The 19523-nt window shown below is 60.3% G+C and carries 13 protein-coding genes and 2 pseudogenes; 8 read left to right on the top strand and 7 right to left on the bottom strand.

The window, feature by feature from the left end:
* The first annotated feature begins 404 nt into the window (after positions 1 to 404).
* Both B0G80_RS24035 and B0G80_RS24030 read left to right on the top strand, forming a co-directional pair.
* A complete protein-coding gene (locus tag B0G80_RS24035) occupies positions 405 to 1616 on the top strand; it encodes a ParA family protein (protein WP_181920047.1) in 1212 nt (403 codons plus the stop codon).
* A complete protein-coding gene (locus tag B0G80_RS24030; protein ID WP_116120251.1) occupies positions 1613 to 2590 on the top strand; it encodes a ParB/RepB/Spo0J family partition protein in 978 nt (325 codons plus the stop codon). The genes B0G80_RS24035 and B0G80_RS24030 overlap by 4 nt, the downstream gene beginning before the upstream one ends.
* A gap of 2000 nt (positions 2591 to 4590) precedes the next feature.
* On the opposite strand, the gene B0G80_RS46020 is transcribed toward B0G80_RS24030, so the two are convergent.
* Both B0G80_RS46020 and B0G80_RS45360 read right to left on the bottom strand, forming a co-directional pair.
* Complete coding sequence (locus tag B0G80_RS46020) at positions 4591 to 4734, bottom strand: hypothetical protein (protein WP_181920046.1); 144 nt, start codon at positions 4732 to 4734, stop codon at positions 4591 to 4593.
* 499 nt (positions 4735 to 5233) lie between these two features.
* Entirely contained in the window at positions 5234 to 5434 is a 201-nt protein-coding gene (locus tag B0G80_RS45360) for a hypothetical protein (RefSeq protein ID WP_147309900.1), read from the bottom strand.
* Positions 5435 to 5827: 393 nt separating this feature from the next.
* On the opposite strand from B0G80_RS45360, the gene B0G80_RS24025 reads away from it, so the two are divergent.
* From B0G80_RS24025 to B0G80_RS24020, 3 genes and pseudogenes are all read left to right on the top strand, one after another.
* Positions 5828 to 6187, top strand: a complete 360-nt coding sequence (locus B0G80_RS24025) for a hypothetical protein (RefSeq protein ID WP_147309899.1) — start codon at positions 5828 to 5830, stop codon at positions 6185 to 6187.
* A gap of 716 nt (positions 6188 to 6903) precedes the next feature.
* Positions 6904 to 7041, top strand: a complete 138-nt coding sequence (locus B0G80_RS48170) for an RNA polymerase sigma factor region1.1 domain-containing protein (RefSeq protein ID WP_408968172.1) — start codon at positions 6904 to 6906, stop codon at positions 7039 to 7041.
* A 63-nt stretch (positions 7042 to 7104) separates the two neighbouring features.
* Positions 7105 to 8062, top strand: a pseudogene (locus tag B0G80_RS24020) (sigma-70 family RNA polymerase sigma factor); the annotation flags it as partial.
* A gap of 161 nt (positions 8063 to 8223) precedes the next feature.
* Here the strand turns inward: B0G80_RS24020 and B0G80_RS24015 are convergent.
* Entirely contained in the window at positions 8224 to 9609 is a 1386-nt protein-coding gene (locus B0G80_RS24015; protein ID WP_116120247.1) for a hypothetical protein, read from the bottom strand.
* Positions 9610 to 11157: 1548 nt separating this feature from the next.
* On the opposite strand from B0G80_RS24015, the gene B0G80_RS24010 reads away from it, so the two are divergent.
* Both B0G80_RS24010 and B0G80_RS46015 read left to right on the top strand, forming a co-directional pair.
* Entirely contained in the window at positions 11158 to 11532 is a 375-nt protein-coding gene (locus B0G80_RS24010) for a cupin domain-containing protein (RefSeq protein ID WP_116120245.1), read from the top strand.
* 1192 nt (positions 11533 to 12724) lie between these two features.
* Positions 12725 to 13213 (top strand): hypothetical protein, encoded by a 489-nt coding sequence (locus B0G80_RS46015; RefSeq protein ID WP_181920045.1) that lies wholly within the window; start codon positions 12725 to 12727, stop codon positions 13211 to 13213.
* Here B0G80_RS46015 and B0G80_RS24000 read toward each other — a convergent pair.
* The 4 genes and pseudogenes from B0G80_RS24000 to B0G80_RS23980 form a co-directional block, all read right to left on the bottom strand.
* The gene (locus tag B0G80_RS24000) at positions 13161 to 13736 is read right to left on the bottom strand and encodes a hypothetical protein (protein ID WP_116120241.1); all 576 of its coding nucleotides are present in this window, start codon (positions 13734 to 13736) and stop codon (positions 13161 to 13163) included. The two genes, B0G80_RS46015 and B0G80_RS24000, sit on opposite strands and share 53 nt — an antisense overlap.
* A gap of 1475 nt (positions 13737 to 15211) precedes the next feature.
* Positions 15212 to 16236 (bottom strand): annotated as a pseudogene (locus B0G80_RS23990) (IS110 family transposase).
* Positions 16237 to 16345: 109 nt separating this feature from the next.
* On the bottom strand, positions 16346 to 17437 hold the full coding sequence (locus B0G80_RS23985) for an ATP-binding protein (protein WP_116120237.1): 1092 nt from the start codon (positions 17435 to 17437) through the stop codon (positions 16346 to 16348).
* Positions 17434 to 18171, bottom strand: coding sequence for a response regulator (locus B0G80_RS23980; protein WP_116120235.1), 738 nt, complete (start codon positions 18169 to 18171; stop codon positions 17434 to 17436). The genes B0G80_RS23985 and B0G80_RS23980 overlap by 4 nt, the downstream gene beginning before the upstream one ends.
* 132 nt (positions 18172 to 18303) lie before the next feature.
* Between B0G80_RS23980 and B0G80_RS23975 the strand changes: the two genes are divergently transcribed.
* Positions 18304 to 19509: an efflux RND transporter periplasmic adaptor subunit gene (locus B0G80_RS23975; protein ID WP_116120233.1), complete on the top strand. Its 1206-nt coding sequence runs from the start codon at positions 18304 to 18306 to the stop codon at positions 19507 to 19509.
* Positions 19510 to 19523: the final 14 nt, after the last annotated feature.

The raw sequence follows: 19523 nt of genomic DNA, 5'->3' as shown, positions 1-19523 counted from the left end.
CGGCACATGGTGAGGTTCATTGTGCTGTGAACACATCGGCAGCCTTCGAGCCGTCTAGCGAAGCACAATTGACCTCACCTTTATCTCCGACTTACGCCACCTCGCTTTGCGTGGTGATACCGCTTTCAGAATTAGCACAAGCGACCTCACCTTGAACGACCCTACGCCGACCGGTGCGCGGCGCGCCGACCACGGCGCGCTTCCGGTCGCAATACAGACGAATGGCAGGGCCTGGAAGAGCAGGAAGTGCCTCTTCTACGCTTGTCGGTCCCACTCCAGTCAACCGGAACGCGCAATGACGCGTGGTCTCTCAGAAAGTCTTCATAAAAACAGCCGTTTATAGAGCAATTTTCATGTGTTTCCTGTATTCTGAGGTTCATCGAAATTTATGGATAAACCTCAGAATGGTGAAAACGAGCCAACTTCCTGCTGTAGACCGAACGGTTCCTCTTGAGCAGATTAGCCAGTTCGCTGAAAAGGTCTCAATTTTCACGGATGAGCTGCGTAACACTATTCTTGCACCCCGACCGCGAAAAGCCGCTCCGGTTTTCAAAACAGGGGAAATTGCTGAGATGTGCAACATCTCTCATTCCCAAGTCCAATATCTCGCAACCAAGAGCGACGGAGAGTTGCCCCCCGGTACCGCTGCCGGTACCGGGCGGACCCGCACATTCACTCTGGAAGAAGCACGCCTTTGGGTCCAGAAAGTCTCCGACATCTATCAGACTCCACTCGTTACGGGAACACGTGAACCGGAAGGGAAAATCGTCATAACAGCCCAATTGAAGGGCGGCTCGGCAAAGACAACCACAACTATGTGTCTCGCACAAGGACTGACGTTGCGCGGGCGCAAGGTGCTTGTCATTGACTTGGACCCTCAAGCCTCGCTTTCCGAGCTCTGCGGCTTGTACGCGGAGAAGGATGTGACGCCGGACGACACGGTGTTACCGTATATCTATGACCAGGACGTCGAGGGTGGCTTGGGAACAAGGGTTCAGTCGACATACTGGGATGGGCTTGACGTGATTCCGGCTCACACTGAATTGATTGGTGCGGAGTTCCATCTGCCGGCGATGCAGAAGATGAGGCCAGGCTTCCGGTTCTGGACTGTGCTTCGGCAAGGTCTCGAGCCACTACGCAGGCACTACGACTACATCCTCATGGACACGTCGCCTTCGCTGTCGTACCTCAACCTGAATGCACTGCTGGCGGCGGATGCCATGGTCATGCCGATGGTTCCCGAAAATTTGGACTTCATCAGCTCGCTGTCGTTCTGGCGACTGTTTTCAGACGTATCCAAGAGTTTTATTAAGTATGAACAGGACAAGAAATACGACTTTATCTCGCTGATGCTTTCGAGGGTCGATTATGGGCGCACCTCGTCCGCACCTATCGTGCGCGCATGGGCACAGAGCGCATACGAGAGCTGGCTGCATTCGATCGAAGTGCCGGCCAGTTCAGTGATGAGCACGGGGGCGTTGGCATTTTCAACGGTATTCGACGTAAGCAGCACCCATAGCGCGGCTAAGTCGTTGCAGCGTGTGCGACAGCCCCTTGTCGATTACTGCCGATGGGTGGACGAAATCTATGCAGAAAAATGGAGGAACGTACAATGAGCAACATGCGAGAGCAATTGCTGGCCAAGACTTCCGGCATCCGGACGACCTCATCTATCAAGGAGGATGAGGTTAAGCGTAGCAGCCGGACGCAGACGGCCCCCGGCCTCGCGGGTGCCCTTGCTGTAGCGCAACTACGTGTCCAAGAGTTGGAGTCCACCGGCGCCGCGTCGCAACTATCGGTCTCCGACATCGTACCGAACCCTTGGCAGCCGCGGAGAGTGTTCAACGAGGCAAAGCTGTCGGAACTGGCCGAGTCCATTCGTGAAGTCGGGCTTATGCAGCCTATCGTGGTCCGCCGCGCAGAGGATATCTATCAGATTGTCGCGGGTGAACGTCGGTGGCGCGCACATAAGATGGTGGGACTCGAGACTATCAACGCTGTCGTCGTGGAGTGCTCCGACGAAGACATGGCTGTGCTAGCCCTCGTGGAAAATGTTAGTCGTGACGACTTGTCCGACTATGAAGTCGCCATGTCCATGAGGCAGACGGAGAAGGAGTTCCCTGGCCGTAAGCGGATGGCCGAGGCACTGGGTATGTCCCGCAGCGGGCTCTACCAGTTCCTCTCGTTTGAAAATCTGCCGGACTTTATCAGGAAGGACCTCGACATTCAGCCGCGGCTGCTCGGCGGGACTGCTGCCCAAGCGATTGTTGCGGCCATTAAGAAACACGGCGAAGACGGTGTGAAAGCAGCAATGGAACTCTGGCCGCTCGTTGTGAAGGGCGACATGGACCAAGGGAAGGTGGCAGCGGCTATTAAGGCGTTGGCAACTCGTCGAACCACGACGCCGAATTCTGCAAGCGAGAGGAGCATCGACAAGTTTTTCTCTGGCAAGGAACACGCTGGCTCCATTACTAAGGATATCAGCGGTATGACGGTGAAGATTAAGGCCGGCGTGCTCACCGACGCGCAGGAGATTCAGATTCGGGAACTTATCAGCCAGATGTTCCACGCTCAGCCGAAAGCAAACTGAGGAAGGCTTCACCGTTGACCAAGCCCGCCTTGCGCGGGCTTTTTTATCCAGCCATTTCTGATGTGTCTAGAGTCTAGACGCACCGCCGGCTGCGTCGCCGTCCGGCCCAAAGCATGCGCATCCAGACTCTGGACACGATATTGGGCAGCAGTTAGCGCGCACCGTGCAGTCATGCCTGAACCAATGACTGGCTGCGGCCTCCTTGATGCGCATTTAGAGTCTAGATCCGCGGGACAATGGTTGCCGGCATCTTAACCGCTCATGGCTCCTGAAGCCTATATGATCGCGATCGATAGGTGAGCATGTCTAGACTCTAGACATGTATCCAAAGGAATCGGCTAGGCAGGCGCGAATCTGCTAGAGAAACGTGGCACGGGAGTCAGCAAGTCAGCGCTGGCACATGATCGAATTGAACGCAAGAAGCGTTGGGCCTCGGAAGCTCTTCGTGTTACACCCAAAGCCCGCGACAGGCACTCATCGCTGCGGCAAGTAGGCGTTTCCTCTTCACGTTCGCACGGACAAATAGTTAAGCAAAACCAGCTCTCACTACCGGCCTCAGAATCGAGAAGAGGCACACCGGGAACTCCCACTGCGGCATCGACGTGTAGTGCTCTTGTACCTTCGGCGGACGGTGCCACGCCTCACAGCGACCCCAACATCGGGGCGAGCTAGACCGCAGGGGTCAGCAATGTGACGAGGATCTCCGCGGTAAGTGCGAGCAGCTCCTTGATGTTGCTCCAGGTCGTGGTATTTCCTCTTGCAATATAGTCATGACCGTATGGCGACGTGTCTATATCTCCACGTGTTCAAGTAGCGTCTCGATAGAGCTCCCTACTTCCTCTCGCCGTCGCCGCCGCCTGAAAGCACACCTCGCCCAGATCCATACGTCGATCAGTTTCCACTCGATGCCGCCGATTTCAGTCAACTGGCACGGACTGGATAGATGGGTGCCCAACAGGCGGAGTGCTAGCAGCGGGAGGCCTCCGCGGTTTACGACGCACTGGCTAGTTGCGCCGGTGATGGACTTCAACGGAAGCGGTGAGCGCCGGCTCGTGATCGGCGAGGACGCCGCGTCAATGACAGTTCAGGACTGCCGCGAAGCTCCGCCGTGTGTTGCGACGGAGCACTCGCAATCGGCTTTCGTGACCGCCCTTTGTGCCGGCAATGTTCGCCGCGCCGACTGTCGCGACGAAAAGACCTCGATGGTGCGACGGCACGCCGCAGCCGTGGACGCTGACTGTTACCGCATTCCGCCTGCGTGGGTCAGTTGCGTCGCCTGTGCGCGTCTCGGTAGCTCGTCGTCGAAGCATTTGGGGATGTCCGCAGACCACCGTGGCCCAGGTCTTCGAGCGCCGCAAAAAGCGTCCAGATCGTTGCGGACCGCCTGCGCGCCCTGTTGCGTAGATGTGACACAGGCAGTGAGTGGACGCGCGTTCAAATCGGTCGGCATCCAGGCCCCGGCCGTGGGCGTAGTCGAGCGCTTCGCTGCACGGCCCAATGACCGGTTTCCAGATTGCCGTTCGACTACGGATGCCCTTGAGTTCACCCCAACGGGAGTGTCGCACTGACAACAGCAGCGGCTGGTCTTCGGCCGGCAGCGGCACCGCCGACAGGCCAACCGCGATTCGGCAGATCTGCAGTGACAGCGCAATCTCGTCACACGGAACCTACTGGCTCTTCCGCCCTTGCCACGCTTGATGCGCAGCAGCCACTTGAACGGCGGAGTGTCCGGAAAATCGCGGCGGTGGGCCCGCTGCACCTATTCCATGCACATGGCCCATCTGGCACTGCATCACGGCGAGGGTGCGCGGGCCGGTCCGTTCAAACACGTCCACCGCGAACACGTCGCGCGCATTCGCCAAGTGCCTCGCGCCAGCCTCGACCGTTGGGCGAGCGGCAATGGCGTCGCGCGGCAGTGCCGTGTCGTGCCGTCCCAGGGGACGCGCCTACTTTTCAGGCGCGCGCCGACCGACCGTCGGCAGCCCGGTGGCTGGACTCCGTTAGAGGCAGCCGACGTCGAGCAGCCAGTCGAACAGCGGCGTGGCAATTTTCTGGGTCTGGCCGACCGTGCGGTCGGTGAGTGGCCTGAGAAAAGGTCGCCAGTCGGATGGCCCGGCCGCACGCCAGGCTTGCGGATCGCCCACGGCCCACGCCTGCAGGAACCCGATGTATGCAGAAAACTCATCCAGAGCCCCAACTCGAGATTGGCATGCCAGTCTGCCGCGCATACCAAAACAGGCCCTCCGCTTCGGTGCGGTACGGACAACGGTTGTCGCGGCGAGGCGGCCGCGGCCCATCGCCTTGGCCGCGAGCTAGCCGCACACGACTTCCTCGTCAGACAGGCCAAGTGGGAGGATCGGACTCTCGCCCGGTTCACGACCGGTCGGGTCGCGACCGGCGTGACCGCTGCTGCCGGTGCTAACTGGTCGACCCCGGTCGTCGCGAGGCTACGGCCACTTGCTGCGTGTAGCTTGCACCGCAACAACGGTCTGCATGCAATCTGTCGGCGTGAGCCAGTCTGCGCGGGTCAGCAATCCACTGCACATCCCGTGGTTTTGCTGCAGGCGTGGCGCAGCGGCGCTGCACGAGCGATACACACGGAGGGCGGGCAAGATGTGCGGCCATGGTGGGAATTGGGCGCTGTTATGGCTGCGGACGGTCAAAATCCGTCTGTGTATGCTCGATCCCGACCGCGTTCCACGGCACCTCCACTAACGGCGCGAGCGGGCTCACCGGATCCGCGCCGAAACCCTCGACATAGACCGGTGCGGCGTCGATTTCCTGAAGATGGCCGGGCAATCCCGGGTAAGAGGTCCCCCCGTTCTCCGCGCGTCTGACAACCACGCGCAGATTCCGGATCCGGCAGGGTCGCGAACATATACGCCGGAGCTGGCATCTCCATCGCGGCAAAAGTCCGAGCGACCGCCGGCAGGACGCTCTCGACCAGCGAGCGTTCATGCTGGGTGGGATCGAGCGCGCGGGCGCCGGGCTACCCCTCCTTCGGCGACGCTGGGCGTGCCCACCAGTTCAATGCGGCCGTCACGAAACAGCAACACGTAGGCGAAATGCTGGAGTTGCCGGTCGGCCGCACAGAGGCGGATGCCCCCAGTCATAGTTGACTTGCGGCCGGCCTAGGTCGTGTCCGACGGGCTGAGCCCGCCCCAGCTGCTCGGCGGCCGCCTACAGCTGTTCCACTGGACAGGCCTCCGGGCGGCTCAGCGACAGCACGGGCACGGCATGGCAGACCAGCAACGGCCCCGGATGAATCGCGAGGAGCGTGCGACGGTGCCTGATGTGGTCGAGGCGTCGCTCGTTCCTATCGGCTGCGCGGTCAGCGAGCGCGCAGCCGAGCGCGAAGGCGGTGTGGATCGCGTGAATATCCATGGGTACGTTTCCTACCGAGTTGCGCAGATAAACTGGCCGGTGCGGTCCGCGGGTGCATTTAGCCTCGACGAAATCCGCAGCACGACCAGGTGGCCGCCGCGGGCGAGCGGCCGCGTGACTGAGCAGAGCGGTGGTGACCCGAGGCTCGACCGCGTCGCGCAGGAAATTGGTGAGCGCGAGAAGCTGGTCGCCACACTCCTTCTAAGCACTTGAGAGAAAAGCTCAATAGCTTAGTTATCCGAAGTGAATCTTTAAGCCTCAGCGATGACGAACGCGCACAGCCGGCAACGCATGGCTTGTGAAATCTGGCGGCAGATATGCGATATCAGCAAAGACAGTAGAGCGGCTCCGTGAAACAATGAGGTCTTGATACGGCGCGGCATTAAATCCTTGCCTGGAAAGACTTTTATGACGTTTTGAGGAAATTGTTTCACGAGAAATCCAACGTACCGCAGATCGGACGCGTTTGATGTGCGGCTTTTTATCCCGAGAAAGCGCTAACGGAGCCCGAGTACACAATTTGTATCGTTTGGCACGTAAAACGTATTAAAAGGTACACAAGGCTAACCTTCGGTTCATCCGAGGGCCGCGATGCGATCGCCGCCGGCTGTCTGGCCAGGCTTGTTTCGGCGCAGACGTAGAACGTATTAAATCTGTCTCTACTGCGTAATTAAAAGTGTCACTTCGCGTCGGTGCTGTTGAAGCGCAACTAACCGTCAGGCGACGCAGCCACTTCGACTGCTTCGCCACAAACCGTTTCAGCAAAAGGAAGGGCGATCTGCTACCTCGCGGACGGCACGGAAGTGCGGCGATCACCCATTCGGCACGTCCGCGGCATCACTGCCAGTCGTAGAGGCATTCGATCCTGGATCGCGAAGCGGTCTTGCCGTCGCATCCGCGCCGAAGGTTGCGGGCCGACGCATCGAAGGATGCCGGACAACTTCGCGCACACCACTGCCATCGAAACCATTGTCGGCAGCTTTAATGACATGGGCGTGGCTGTCCACGAGCAGGCGCCCAACGCGGAGATGCTGCTGCTCGGCGACGCGGCGCCGGCAGCGGTATAGGACCACCAGGCCGAAGAGGAAGCGGAAGTCGCCCTTTCCACGGTCGATTTTGAATTCGGGCGCACGACCGATTCTGTGCGGATGTACATGCGCGAAATGGACGCGACCGGATTGCTGACTCGCGCGGGCGAGGTTGAGATCGCGAAGCGCATCGAGGGCGGTCTTCGCCAGATGATCCAGGGGATTGCGGCCTGCCCGGCGACTGTCTCCGCGATGCTTGCGAGCGTGGCGCAGATCTAGGCCGTTGAACCGTGCATTGACGAACTGGTTGATGGTCTCAACGACGACTCCGCTGAGGCACTGGATATTGGCCCCGACACCGTCGATGACGACGAAGGCGATGAAGACAGCGAGCCCGGAGAGGACGATCCGGCGAAGGCGAACGCAGCGCGTCTGAGCCAGCTCTCGAGCGACAGCCTCGCGATATTTGCGCGAGTGCGCGAACCGTCCGATCAGATTGAAGCGATTCAGCGAAAACTGGCGCCTATTCGCTTCACGGCGCGAACCATCGATCGGCTGTGTGCCGACGTGCAGCAACAGGTCGCGCAGGTGCGTGCGGTGGAAGCTCAACCGGATTTCACGCGAGATTTTTGCAGCAGACGGGACACGAGGCTCGTCCTGCGGCGCTGGCGAAGCGCATGGAACTGCCGGAAGAGAAGGTTCGCAGTATGTTGAAGGTCGCGAGGCAACCCGTGTCGCTCGAGACGCCGGTGGGCGAGGACGGCGACGCGACACTTGGCGATAGGATCGAAGATCCGATGGCGGCATCGCCTGCGGACGCGGCAGTGCAGATGAAGCTGCGCGCCGCAATCGATGAGGCGCTCGATGCATTGTCGCCGCGTGAGGCGAAGTGCTACGGATGCGTTTCGAGATCGATACCGCGTCCGACTATACGCTCGAGGAACTGGGCAAACAGTTCAATCTGACGCGCGAACGAATCCGGCAGATCGAAAGCAAGGCGATACGAAAACTGATACCCCCGGGTCGTGCCGACAGGCTACGGCAATTTCTCGACCATTGAGTCACAGACCCGGGCGTCGGCGTGTTGCGTTGTCTTGGAGGACGGGATCCGCAGTCCACCGCCGATCAGGGCAGTGCGATTCTTCGCGCGCACCGGGCCGGGGCTGCCGCGGTGCGCTTCATACGTCATTGCAGAATGGGTCGTGGCACGCTGCCACCGACTCACAACAGGACTGCCTGCTGCAAAAGCTCCAGCGCCTTCAGTTCGTCCAGTCGACCCGTGCGTGCCTTACCTGCCAGCGTCTTGATCAACGCTTCCGCGATCGGTGCGATACCGTGAAGATTGTCCAGGCTCGTCGCGGAAGCGAAGGAGAGCGGCACCGGATTGCGCTGCGGGATTGCGGCGGCGGGGAGCAACTCAGGGGTCGCCGGCGCGGCTGCCGGAGGATATCCATCACCTTCGTCAGATGTGCGACCGGCAAGCTCGTCAGGAACATTATTGACATGATCCTCTTGGCTGACGACGGCCGTTGGTTTTTCTTCGGCGACATCCGTCGAAACGGGTAGGGCACTTTCCGGCTCTGTCCGCACGCCGGCCCGCGCGCGTCGCGTGTACGCCTTCGCGTCGGCGGCTTTCTCCGCCACGCCGCCGTTCGTTCCGGCCGCGAGCGTCTCGTGTTGCTCAACGGATGCGCGACCGCGCAAAGCGGGCGTGAGCAAACGCGACACCGACCCCGGGATCTCGGCTTCGGAGCGCGGCGTGTCCAGCCAGCCAGCGGGCAAACCAAGTCGCTCCGTGAAACGGTTTGCTTCGACACTGTCCAGCCGTTTCTTGCCATATAGCCGATGGGCCATGTTGGATCCGCTCATCGCCATGACTACACCCAGTCTTGCTTTCGATCCAATGCGACCCGTAAGAACATGGAGGTTGGTGCGTCGAATGTTTTCCAGCTCTTCGCTGTCGTCTAGTGCCAAGGGTCGCTGTTGGGTTGTTACAGCCGATATCCGCTGTTTCGAGGGCAAGCTTTTTCTTGGTGCATGAGGGGCAGACGGTTCGGCCATCCGGCTTCGACTATTCCTGACGGCCTTGGGCGACCCGCCCGTTGCTTTCTTCGGCATTTGCGCTTCCTCGGACAAACTATTTTCAGGATAGGGTTGTTGGCCGCCGCTCAGGGCGAAATCCGGTTCAGGTGTTTCCGACAATGCGTCTGGTTCGTCGTCCGTTTGAATGAAGTCGAGCGGTGATTTCAGGCGCGCGATGGTTTCGGCCGCAAGCGCAGGATTGGGCTGGTCAAAAAATCCGTGAGGCAGCCCAAGCGTGGTTTCCATGTGGAAGGCGGTCTCGGGGGTGAACCGCTCGCCCTTCATCAGTTCGGTCACTCGTGCCATGTTCGATCCAAGTGCCAGAGCGATATTCTCTGCTCCCGCCGTATCGACCAGAAACTGGAACGACCGTGTCTTGAAAATGGAGGCCGTCTGGGCAGGGTCCCGGGCAGGTGCATTGACGTACGGTTGTCTCGGCCGGGTGGACGGAGATTTTTTGGGGTGACGAGGCTGGCGCTGGCCGCTGTCCCGAGATCCCGCATATCGTCCGCGGGGTTGACTCATAAAGTAGGGCTCCTGCGATGATTGGCGTGCTGACTTTTGAATTATAAATGAGGCGATACTGGCATTCGGCGCGTCAACGACTGTCTGTCGCGAAAATATACGCGGGAGCGGGGCCACAACACGACACTGCGCCCACGTCCCGATTTTCCAGTCTCAGTCTGATTGCGCCCGACCTGTGAGGCATCGCATAGTCTGCCTTCCGCCGGTCACAAGAAGCCGTCGCATATCAAAGAGCTGATGGAAGGTTGATTCGTAGGCTCTCTCACATTCAGCGCAAAGGCTTCCACCGAAGGTTGATCCGTCCGCGGTCAGGGGATGGGTCATTTGCACAGTAAGCCGCGCAAAAGCCGAGCTGGTTTTTCAGGCTTGAATGGTTCGAATCGCCAGGCATTATTTGCGCTCATACCATCGGTGACGCATTTACCCCCCGGCATCCGAAGCGCCAGGGAAGCTCACACGCGCCTCGTTGAATCGTATCGCTAGTATCGATCAGGAAGCCTGCCTGCTTGCCGATTGACGCCGAGATCCCGTCACCTTTCATTTCGCCGCAAAATAGCGGCTGCCACGACCATCGAGAACCAGAATTGCTTGCAAAGAGTTCAAGCAAAATTGTTCCTTCGGCCCACAGTACAAGCAAGTTTGTATCGTTTTCAACACGCTCGTCGCTGCTTCGACGTGAGTTGCTTATTGCGGCCCAGTGCTCCGAATTGCTGGCCTTTCCTGGCGATGAGCCTGCGGCTACACCGCGGCGATCATGAGCCGCTCGGCTAGCCGTGCTCGTGGAGTGTAAGGCTGCTCGCTGAACCTCTGAAGACGAGCATGACGCGCCGGAAAGCTCACTGTTGATCACTCGCCTTGGGGGTTGGGAACAGAATTACTTGCGACACAGAACAAAGTTACGGGAACCAACGGAAGTGACATACGCCGCTGTTCGCGGAACTTCGCATTTGAATGAAATGAATGCCCCCACCCAGTCGGTCCGTGTGTGCGATCCACTGCTATGCGGCATTCCTGTCAATACGAGAGGTGGTTGATCAGCCCTACGGTGCAGCAGGCGAGTTCGATAGCGATTAGGCTTCAGCTTGAGGCGGTGATAAGGACGGCTGGTCGTCGGTTGCCCCTTCAGCAGACGACCAGCGCCGTGCATTGCAGGATGTCCCGGGACCCGCACAAATCTCCTCTGAACCTCGTTCCGGCGCGTACGTGACCTTGGCAAACCACTTGTCATCGATTCCTGGATATCAGGCGGCCTTGGACTGTTATGAGATTCGTTCGAGCCGCTATCCAGGTGACGGTTGTACGGCCGTGAAGCTGTCTGGGGACACTCACGACCATCGGCTGACGCCGTTGGGCTATCCTGTTGCTCGATTACAACCTGGATATTCCGCCGAACGCTATGAACACCCGCGCTGGCGGGCGGGACACTCAATCCGAACGTTGTGTGGCCGACGTCTTGCAAGGCGCTGTGTAACTCAAGCGTCTGAGATTGCAATCTGACGGGTTACGTCGAACGCCGGTTGGAACATAGGCCGCGAAAAGGAGAGCCCCATGGCGCTTGCGCTGACATTTTCACGACTGTTTTCAGACTCGATTGGCGAAAGTCATTTTGGGTCGGTAAACCTCCAGCTGGTCACCCGCAACTTCGCGCCCCTCGCTGAATCCTTTGACGTGTCGGATTTCGCGGCAGCGACCCGCCACGGATTTTTGCACGCGCCCAGCGGATGGGTCGGCGACCTTCATCCTTCGCCCATGCGCATGTGGGGATTTATCCTCAGCGGGGAAGTTGAGTTTGAGGCCAGTGACGGTGAGCGACGACGTGTCGCGGCGGGAAGCGCCATCCTGCTTGAGGACACGACGGGCAAAGGGCACCAGAGTCGTTTCATCGGCGACGTGCCAGCGCTTCTCGCCGTGGTTGAAGTTTGACGTCGTGGTTCCCTTGGCCGGGGCGCGAGCCCGAGCCCGAGCCGTCGCGGTTAAGTTGTGTTCCAACAAGTGTAGGTCCGCGCTGTGGATGCGCGCTGTATCCCACGGTCGGGCCGCTCTGAACCGGGCGAGGGCCACCTCGGACACATTCGGAACGCCCCGCATGAAGTTGAAGCGCCGTTTGCTCGTCAGCAGAGCGGATAGCGAATAGATAGAGCCAGGGTAGTCAGGGAATCTGCTGTGGCGAATTCAAGTGCAATGCACTCCTCGTCTCGCGCGGCGATGCGAACGCCGAAATTATCCATCTAATGTCGACCTTCAATGGATACAATCCCGCCCCCGAAAGCAAGGTAAAGGTCAGGAGGCATTTGCGCGAGCAATTGGCAGCGACTATTTCTGTGCTGTTCCCACACGGTTGTGGCGGCTGGCCACTACACGGAGGTGTGGGGCCGGTCAGAAGCTCGGCCGGCGAGCAAAAAGCGTGAGCCCGCGGATAGTCTCTTTGAAGGAGACCGGGCGAGGCGCGCAGGGTAGGCACGCCACCCGGAAGATAGTGGCGAACTCAAACCGACCAAAGCTGCGGATGTCGTCCGCCGCCTCGACCAGGTCGACGACCACGGCATGCAGCCATACCGGCGATGCGCGCCGCCTTACAACCTTTCCCGGCCATGGTTTCGACCCTTGATTCTCGCCGCCACCCCACCTATTGTGGAAAGTGCCGTAACGGCACAAGACATAAGGAGTACATCATGCCATCGCCCAGAAAGGCCCCGCCAGCTCACGGGGCTGAAGCTGAGATGTCGAGCAAGAAGAAGGTAGCCTCGCCGGCGAAGGCCGCCGGAAAGGCGCCGGGTGAGAAAAACCCGCAAATGACCAAGCAGCGCCCCAAGAACAAGTCGAAAGCCTGAAACGGAAACACCCCTCAGGGGGCGTCTCCATTTGGTGGCGAAGCGCATCGGTCCAGCAAAGGCGCCGACGAAGAACGTGGCGGCGACGAGGCCCCTTTGACCCAACGGCCGCCGCCTGGTTACCGCAATGCAGGCCACGCGATTTGTCGCATCACCGGCGCGATGTGTCCATCAGGTCAGGCAGCGTGAACACACCTGACCTGCGGAAACCCTTCTCTTTTCTTTGTCGGTAAGTTGCTGATTGCGGCTGCAACATCAATCACCACCGTGTTGGCCACGCCGTCATGCAGAGCCTGCTTCCGCGGATTGGACAGGACCCACAAAAACTCAGCGTCGAATGGGGCAGCGGGCGTGTGTGGACTGGAAGTTCGACGCGACCCACCTGGTGCACACTAAGCTGCAAGCTGCTGGCCCCCGCCAACGCGCTGCGGCACTCCGACAGCGCCGGTGAGCCTGACTTCGTCGCTGACCTCGAGGATGCGACGTGCTGGATGCTGGTGCAGGCTTGCGAGAGCATGCACCGGCTCGGCGCTGACCGTGAGGGCTTCGATGCGTTCGACGACTGGTTCTATGAGCACATCATCGGCATTCGAGAGTGGCTCAAAGCCCGGCCGTTGACGGGCGGCGCGCTCGACACAGCCCGTCAACGCGAGCTGCCCATTCGCTGCCGGCCCGCTTCGCTAAAGACGCGCAAATTCAACCTTACTTTGGGAGACCGGTTCAATGGTCGCGGTCGCGGTCGCGGTCATGTGTCCTTTGCCCATCGAGGCTGACCTGGACTCCGATTGAGCAGCCTCCGGTAGACGCGTCACACGTTTTACCTGACGAAGTAGGGAACGAGGGAACCGTTTCCGCGCTGATAATGGCTTTTATGGTTCGGGCATCGTTTGCGAGCACCATCTGAAGGTCGAGTATCGCGCCACTGTCGTACACGATATGCATCGTACCCGTGCAGTCCGGGTTAACAGCGTATGTTCCGTGCTGGTTCGGGTTGAACGCAGTCTGCCCACCTCTGGGGGAGCCATTAGTGTTAAGGAAATCGGTTCGGGTAAAGCTTCCGGCGCCATCAAACTTTTGAAGAGCGACACCGTCAATAACAATCGGCGTGGTGAGCGGAGAAAGCGCCGGTGGTGATACAGATGTGTCCAGAATGCCGAGCAGTTCTCCGTGCGCGCTGAATGAGTAGGTGCCGTTCAGCGTCGACGCTGAACATTCACCGGACGAATACGCCGGCTGTGCGCTCATAAACAGGCCAGTGGCGGCAACGCTAAGGAATACTATTTGTTTGCGAAACATGGCCATCTCCTTTTCCCGGGTCATCCGGGCGACAAGAAAACGAGACACTGCAGATATCCTATTCCTCGACGTTCCCTGTGGGTCTCGACCATGGCTTCTTCACTTCGCTCTTGTCGCAGGTCGCCGGCTAAAGTGCGGGCTACGGCCGACGGGACTTCGGGACTGAGAGGTGCGGGTGCACGAAACCTTTATAGATTGACTCCCAGACGAATACAAGCGCAAACGGCACGACGCCGGCGTCTGCTCCCGACTGGGTCTAGTAAAGGCTCACACAACACGTCATTCCCTGTTGAACCGGAATTAAGCGCATCCTCGGAATCGTACGTTTTGCTAAGCGACGAGCCTGTAGCCATGTCGATGGCGGGAAGACGCGGGGCTTTGGCGAACGAGGCAGGGTTAGCGTTTGTTTGGTCGGCGTATTCCACTTGATTTAGGTGGTTTCAAACTCAAGTGCAACACGGAGTCTAGTGTTTAGAACCGTGAGGTTGGCTCGCCCATCTGTTCGGCATGAGTCTCGAACGAGCAACTAAGTTACTCCGGCAAGCGGGCGCGACCGGCGACATTGAGCCTGCAAAAGACGTCAGGTCGTCCGACCGCTGCAAACGCCTGCTGAGTCACCGTGCAGTCCTCGCGGTCGGATACCAGGTCAACTATGGTCGGGCAACAAACTTCCGTCAGTGGTGCGCCTCGGGTCTCACTGTCCTGTTCCGTTAAATCTCCTTCTTACTGATATTTTGACAAATCCTGTTGAACAGGTGGTCAGTCGCACGGCTGAGATGTGTGGGCTATGACCGACAGCAATAGGCAACGCTTCTATTCGCAACCGTTGTCTGTGGCCGACGTCGCATAGTGTCGAGAGACAGTGCGAGCGCGTCCCGGCGAGACGGATGGGTGGTAGGCCGCAGAGTGCCCTGCTCAGCGGCAATCAGGCTTGTGAGAGGCATCCGCCAAGCTCAAGCGTTGGGGTATAAGGGATTTTCTCTACAATGGCGCTGACAACACCGCGCAAAGGGACCCTAGAAAATGGAAGAAAAAAGCGCACGAGAGCGTTCGTGCGGTTGAGCGAGCTTTGGACATACTGTTGGCGTTCAGACCGGGAGATGAATCTCTACACTCACGCCCAGCAGTTTTACTCACTGGCAGCATAAGTAATCCTACTTGTACTGCCATTCGTTCGCCATCTTGCCCTTACCGCGACATGTATGGACCCGACGCCTTTTGCAAGCTTCTTTTTCACGATGTCAAAACGGTCTGCACACATGTATCCGGCTTGCCCGGTGGGCGATTGCCTAAGCACGCCCGCAGCCCCGATGAGATCCGCGCACCCCGTCCTTAACAAAACCTCGGCTCGTCTCGACGACAGCCGTCGCAGTAAACAGGTTTCAGGGTGCTGGTTCAACCAGTTTCGTCATCGCTTTGCAGAAGCCTCGCAAACCAGTGTCAGGGATAACGCGTGTCAATCCGGAGTTAGTCAGCTATGCAGTGATACCTCGTGCAACGTAGCTTGCGTCACTGCTAACCAATGCTTGGATCACACGCGCGTTATGATTGGCCAGCGCAACCGCGGTGCAGTTATATCCTCTTCGCGCTATGAGTTGCTGGAGCCAAACGCTGTGCACATCGGTCTTGGTCTTCACGAACCGCAGCACCGCTCGCGCGCGGTGAATGAGCAAGGTGCGCAGGTAGGTGTCACCGCGCCGGCTGATGTGATATAGGCGCGACTTGCCGCCGGAAGAATACTGGCGCGGCACCAGGCCCAACCAGGCAGCCAGATGCCGGCCGTTGCGGAACTGTCGGGCATCGCCGACTGCTGCGACGATGGCCGTCGCTGTAATCGGGCCGATGCCGGGGATCTGGGCAATCTTCCCGCAGAGCGCCGATTGCTTCATGAACGAGTGGATGGAAATCTCGATGAAGTGGATGCGTTCTTCAATCGCGCGCAGGTGCACAAGGAGTTCGGTCAGCAGCGTCCGGCAAAATGAGGTGAGCTCGTCGGCGCTTGTGCGCAGCAGTTCCGGGACCGCACGCTTGAACTCTTCCGGTGACCGGGAGATCGTGAGACCGCGTTCGCCAAGGAGGCCGCGCATCTGGTGATCAGCACGGTACGGTGACGCAGCAGGATGGCACGCATGCGATGCGCCGCCTGGATGTCCTGCTGCTCGACCGATTTGACCGGCACGAAGCGCATGGTCGGCCGACTCGCCGCCTCGACGATCGCCTCTGCATCGTTGCGATCGTTCTTGTTCGTCTTGACGAACGGCGCGACGTATTGGGGGCTGATTAGCCGGACTTCTGTTCCCAGTGACTGGAAACGACGCGCCCAGTGGTGAGCCGAGCTGCAGGCTTCCATGACGACCAACCTCGGCTTGAGCGTACGCACGGATTCGAACAGCGAGCCGCGCGAAACCTTCGCTCGATGTAGCACACGCCCGCGACGATCGGCTCCGTGGAGCTGGAAGACCTGTTTGGCGAGATCGATGCCGAGAATATCGATTTCCAGGATGAACCTCCACACGTCAAGTTGACGTCCGTCAGTGCCCCCCGAAGGGAGGCGTCGGGTCCATCTCATTAAAACCAACCGGTCAATGGAGAGCGGTGTGCATCACATCCTAGGCCGTCCGCGACTCTCTGGCTTGGCGCGTTGCCGCCAATTCGTCAGGCCAGCGCAATTCGAAAAGCGTGCCACCGCTTTCGGCCGGACGGCATATCGCCTCACCGCCGTGAGCCTGCGCGATCGCCGCCACCACGGCCAGCCCCAGACCGTTGCCGCCGCCGGAGCGCGTATTGTCCGCGCGGCGAAAGGCTTCGAACACGTGAGGCGCAATGTCGGCGGGAATGCCGGGACCCTCGTCCTCCACTCGCAAACAGCACATGCCCCGTTCCATGCAAATCTGAATCCGGATCGTGCCGGGCACCGCATGCCGGCGCGCATTTTCCAGCAGCGCCAGCAGTGCTTGCCGGATGCGGACCGGATCGCAATGCATACGCCGGTGGTTCAGCTGGAGGTGGGGATGCTGACCCGCAGTCTGTAGCGAGGGCCCGAATACCTCGACGACGGTTGTGACGTCCGCGGCAAGGTCGACCTCCTGAACCTGAAGATCGAGATGACCGCTCTCCGCGAGGCTGATTACGCGCAAATCTTCGATCAATCGCGTCAGGCCTTCGACCTGGGTGAGCAAACTACGGAACTGCGATTCATTGGGTGCGAATACGCCGTCAGCCAAACCTTGCAGGCGTCCGCGCAGAATAGTGACCGGTGTGCGCAGTTCGTGGGCGATCGCGGCGTTCCAGAAAACCTGTTCTTCGGTGACGCGCTGCAATTGATCCGCGAGCGCGTTGAAGTCGTCGGCGAGCAGGGCGGCTTCCCGCAGCGAGCGATCGCCCGCAATCGCGCGCACGCCCAGATCGCCCTGGGCCACGCGGCGGATGCTGTCCGCCACGGAATTCAGTGGCACCAGTAGACGGCGCGCCAGATTGACGCCCACCACGAGCGACAACGCCAGGCTGGCAATTGTGGTCGAGATCAGCCATATCCACTCGGGACCCGTCGGTATCCAGCCGGGCTGGTTGTAGTCGTCAGGCCAGTACCTGAACATCAGGTAGTAGAAAGCATAGGCGGTCACGACCACCAGCAGCGTCACGCCGAAGGCCATCGCCGCCATGGTCAGCGCGATCTGGCGGCTCAATCCCTCGAGCTTCATTCGACGTTGCAAAGCTTGTAGCCGACGCCGCGAACGCCGACTGGAATGCCCTTGACGCCGAGGTCCTCCAGCTTCTTGCGCAGCTTGCTGATGTGGCTGTCCACCGTGCGCTCCAGGGTATCGCCTTCAGGCAGGCAGGTGGCCATCAGCTCCGCGCGGCTGAACACGCGCTTGGGGTTGCGCGACAGTTGCGCCAGCAGCTTGAACTCGGTCAAGGTCAGCGCCAGCAGATGGCGGTGGCCGCCCACTTGCAGCGTGGCTTCGTGCTGGTCCAGATCGATCTCGAAGGGCGCCGCGCGCAACACGCGCTGATCCGTGTCGCGTGAGGCCGGCATCGAGCGGCGCAAGACCGCCTGAATGCGCGCGACGACTTCCGCCGGGTTGAACGGCTTCACCACGTAGTCGTCCGCACCGATACGCAGACCCATCAGCTTGTCGATGTCCTGGTCGAGCGCGGTCAACATAATGACCGGCGTATTGCCCCGATGACGGAGTTCGGCCAGGACTTTCCAGCCGTCGACCTCTGGCATCTGTACATCCAGCAGCACGAGATCGGGCTTCAGAGACAGATGCAGTTCGAGCGCCTTGCGGCCATTGTCCGCATGCACGCCGCGAAAGCCGCCGCGCGTCAGATAGGCGTTGAGAATTTCGGCAATCTCGGGTTCGTCTTCGGCGATAAGGACCAAGGGGTGAGTGTGCTGACTGGTGTCGCAGGGCTGGGTCGAATCGGGCATGGGGTTACTTCACGTTCACGGTGCGTCTCCATCGAACCTCCATGTTACCGCAGCGTAAACCCCATCGGCCAATTTCAAACTGGCGTGCGTTGTTGCTGGCGGTGAGCTGCCGGCATCTCATGGAAAACTCAAATGAAAATGAACAAACCAGGCCGCCTTGTCAGCGCATGTGCGCTGTTGGCCACCTTATCGGTCGCGCTATTGGCGGGTTGCGGCCAATCCGAACCACACGGCGCCCCGGCTGCGCCCGAGGTGGCCGCCACCACCGTGACGGCCGCCGCGCTGAAACTGACAGAAGACCTGCCCGGTCGCGTCGCGGCGGTGCGGGTCGCCGAGATTCGTCCGCAGGTGAGCGGGATCGTGCAGCGCCGCTTGTTCGAGCAGGGCACCGAGGTGCACGTGGGGCAGCCGTTGTTCCAGATCAATCCCGCACCGTTCGAGACCGATCAGGAGACGGCCGCAGCGGCATTGCAACGGGCCGAGGCGGCGTTCGCGCGCGCCAAGGTGCAAACGGAGCGCCTGCAGCCGCTGGTCGAAGCGGATGCGATCAGCCGCCAGGTTTATGACGACGCGGTATCGCAACGCGACCAGGCCTCGGCCGATGTGGCGCAGGCTCGGGCCACGCTCGCGCGGCGGCAACTCGATCTGAAATTCGCCACGGTGGAGGCGCCCATCTCGGGGCGCATCGACCAGGCGCTCGTCACCGAGGGTGCGCTGGTCGCCAGCGGCGATAGAACGCCGATGGCGCGCATCCAGCAGATCGATCAGGTCTACGTCGACGTGCGTCAACCGGCGGCGTCGCTCGAAGCGCTGCGGGACGCAGTGCTCACGCACCAGTCCGTTTTCGGTTCGAGCGACGGCCTGCCGGCCGCCGTGCTGCGTGACAACGGCGAGCCTTATGGCGTGACGGGGCGGATCCTGTTTTCAGGCGTGAACGTCGACCCCGGCACCGGCGACGTACTGCTGCGCGTGCTGGTGGACAACCCGAAGCGGCAGTTGCTGCCGGGCATGTTCGTGCGGGCGCGCATACCGCGCGCGAACTATCCCGACGCGTTGACGGTGCCGCAGCAAGCCGTGGTGCGCGCGGAAGGCAAGCCGCGAATCTGGACGCTCGATGCGAACGGCCACGCCCACCTCGCGCCGGTCGAACTCGGCGAACTGGTGGAGCGGCGCTACCGCATCCAGAGTGGCCTCAGGGTGGGACAGAAGATCGTGGTCGAAGGCATGGAACGGCTGGCCGAAGGCGTGCCCGTCACCGCGCACGACTGGACCTCGCCCGATTCCGTTGCGGCTGTTGCGACCGCGGCCTCGGCTGCAGCTTCCGCTTCGGCGCACTGAGTCACGGAGCGTAA

The sequence above is a fragment of the Paraburkholderia sp. BL6669N2 genome (assembly GCF_003387275.1).
Classification (GTDB): Bacteria; Pseudomonadota; Gammaproteobacteria; order Burkholderiales; family Burkholderiaceae; genus Paraburkholderia.
This window is presented reverse-complemented; position numbering and strand designations above follow the sequence as displayed.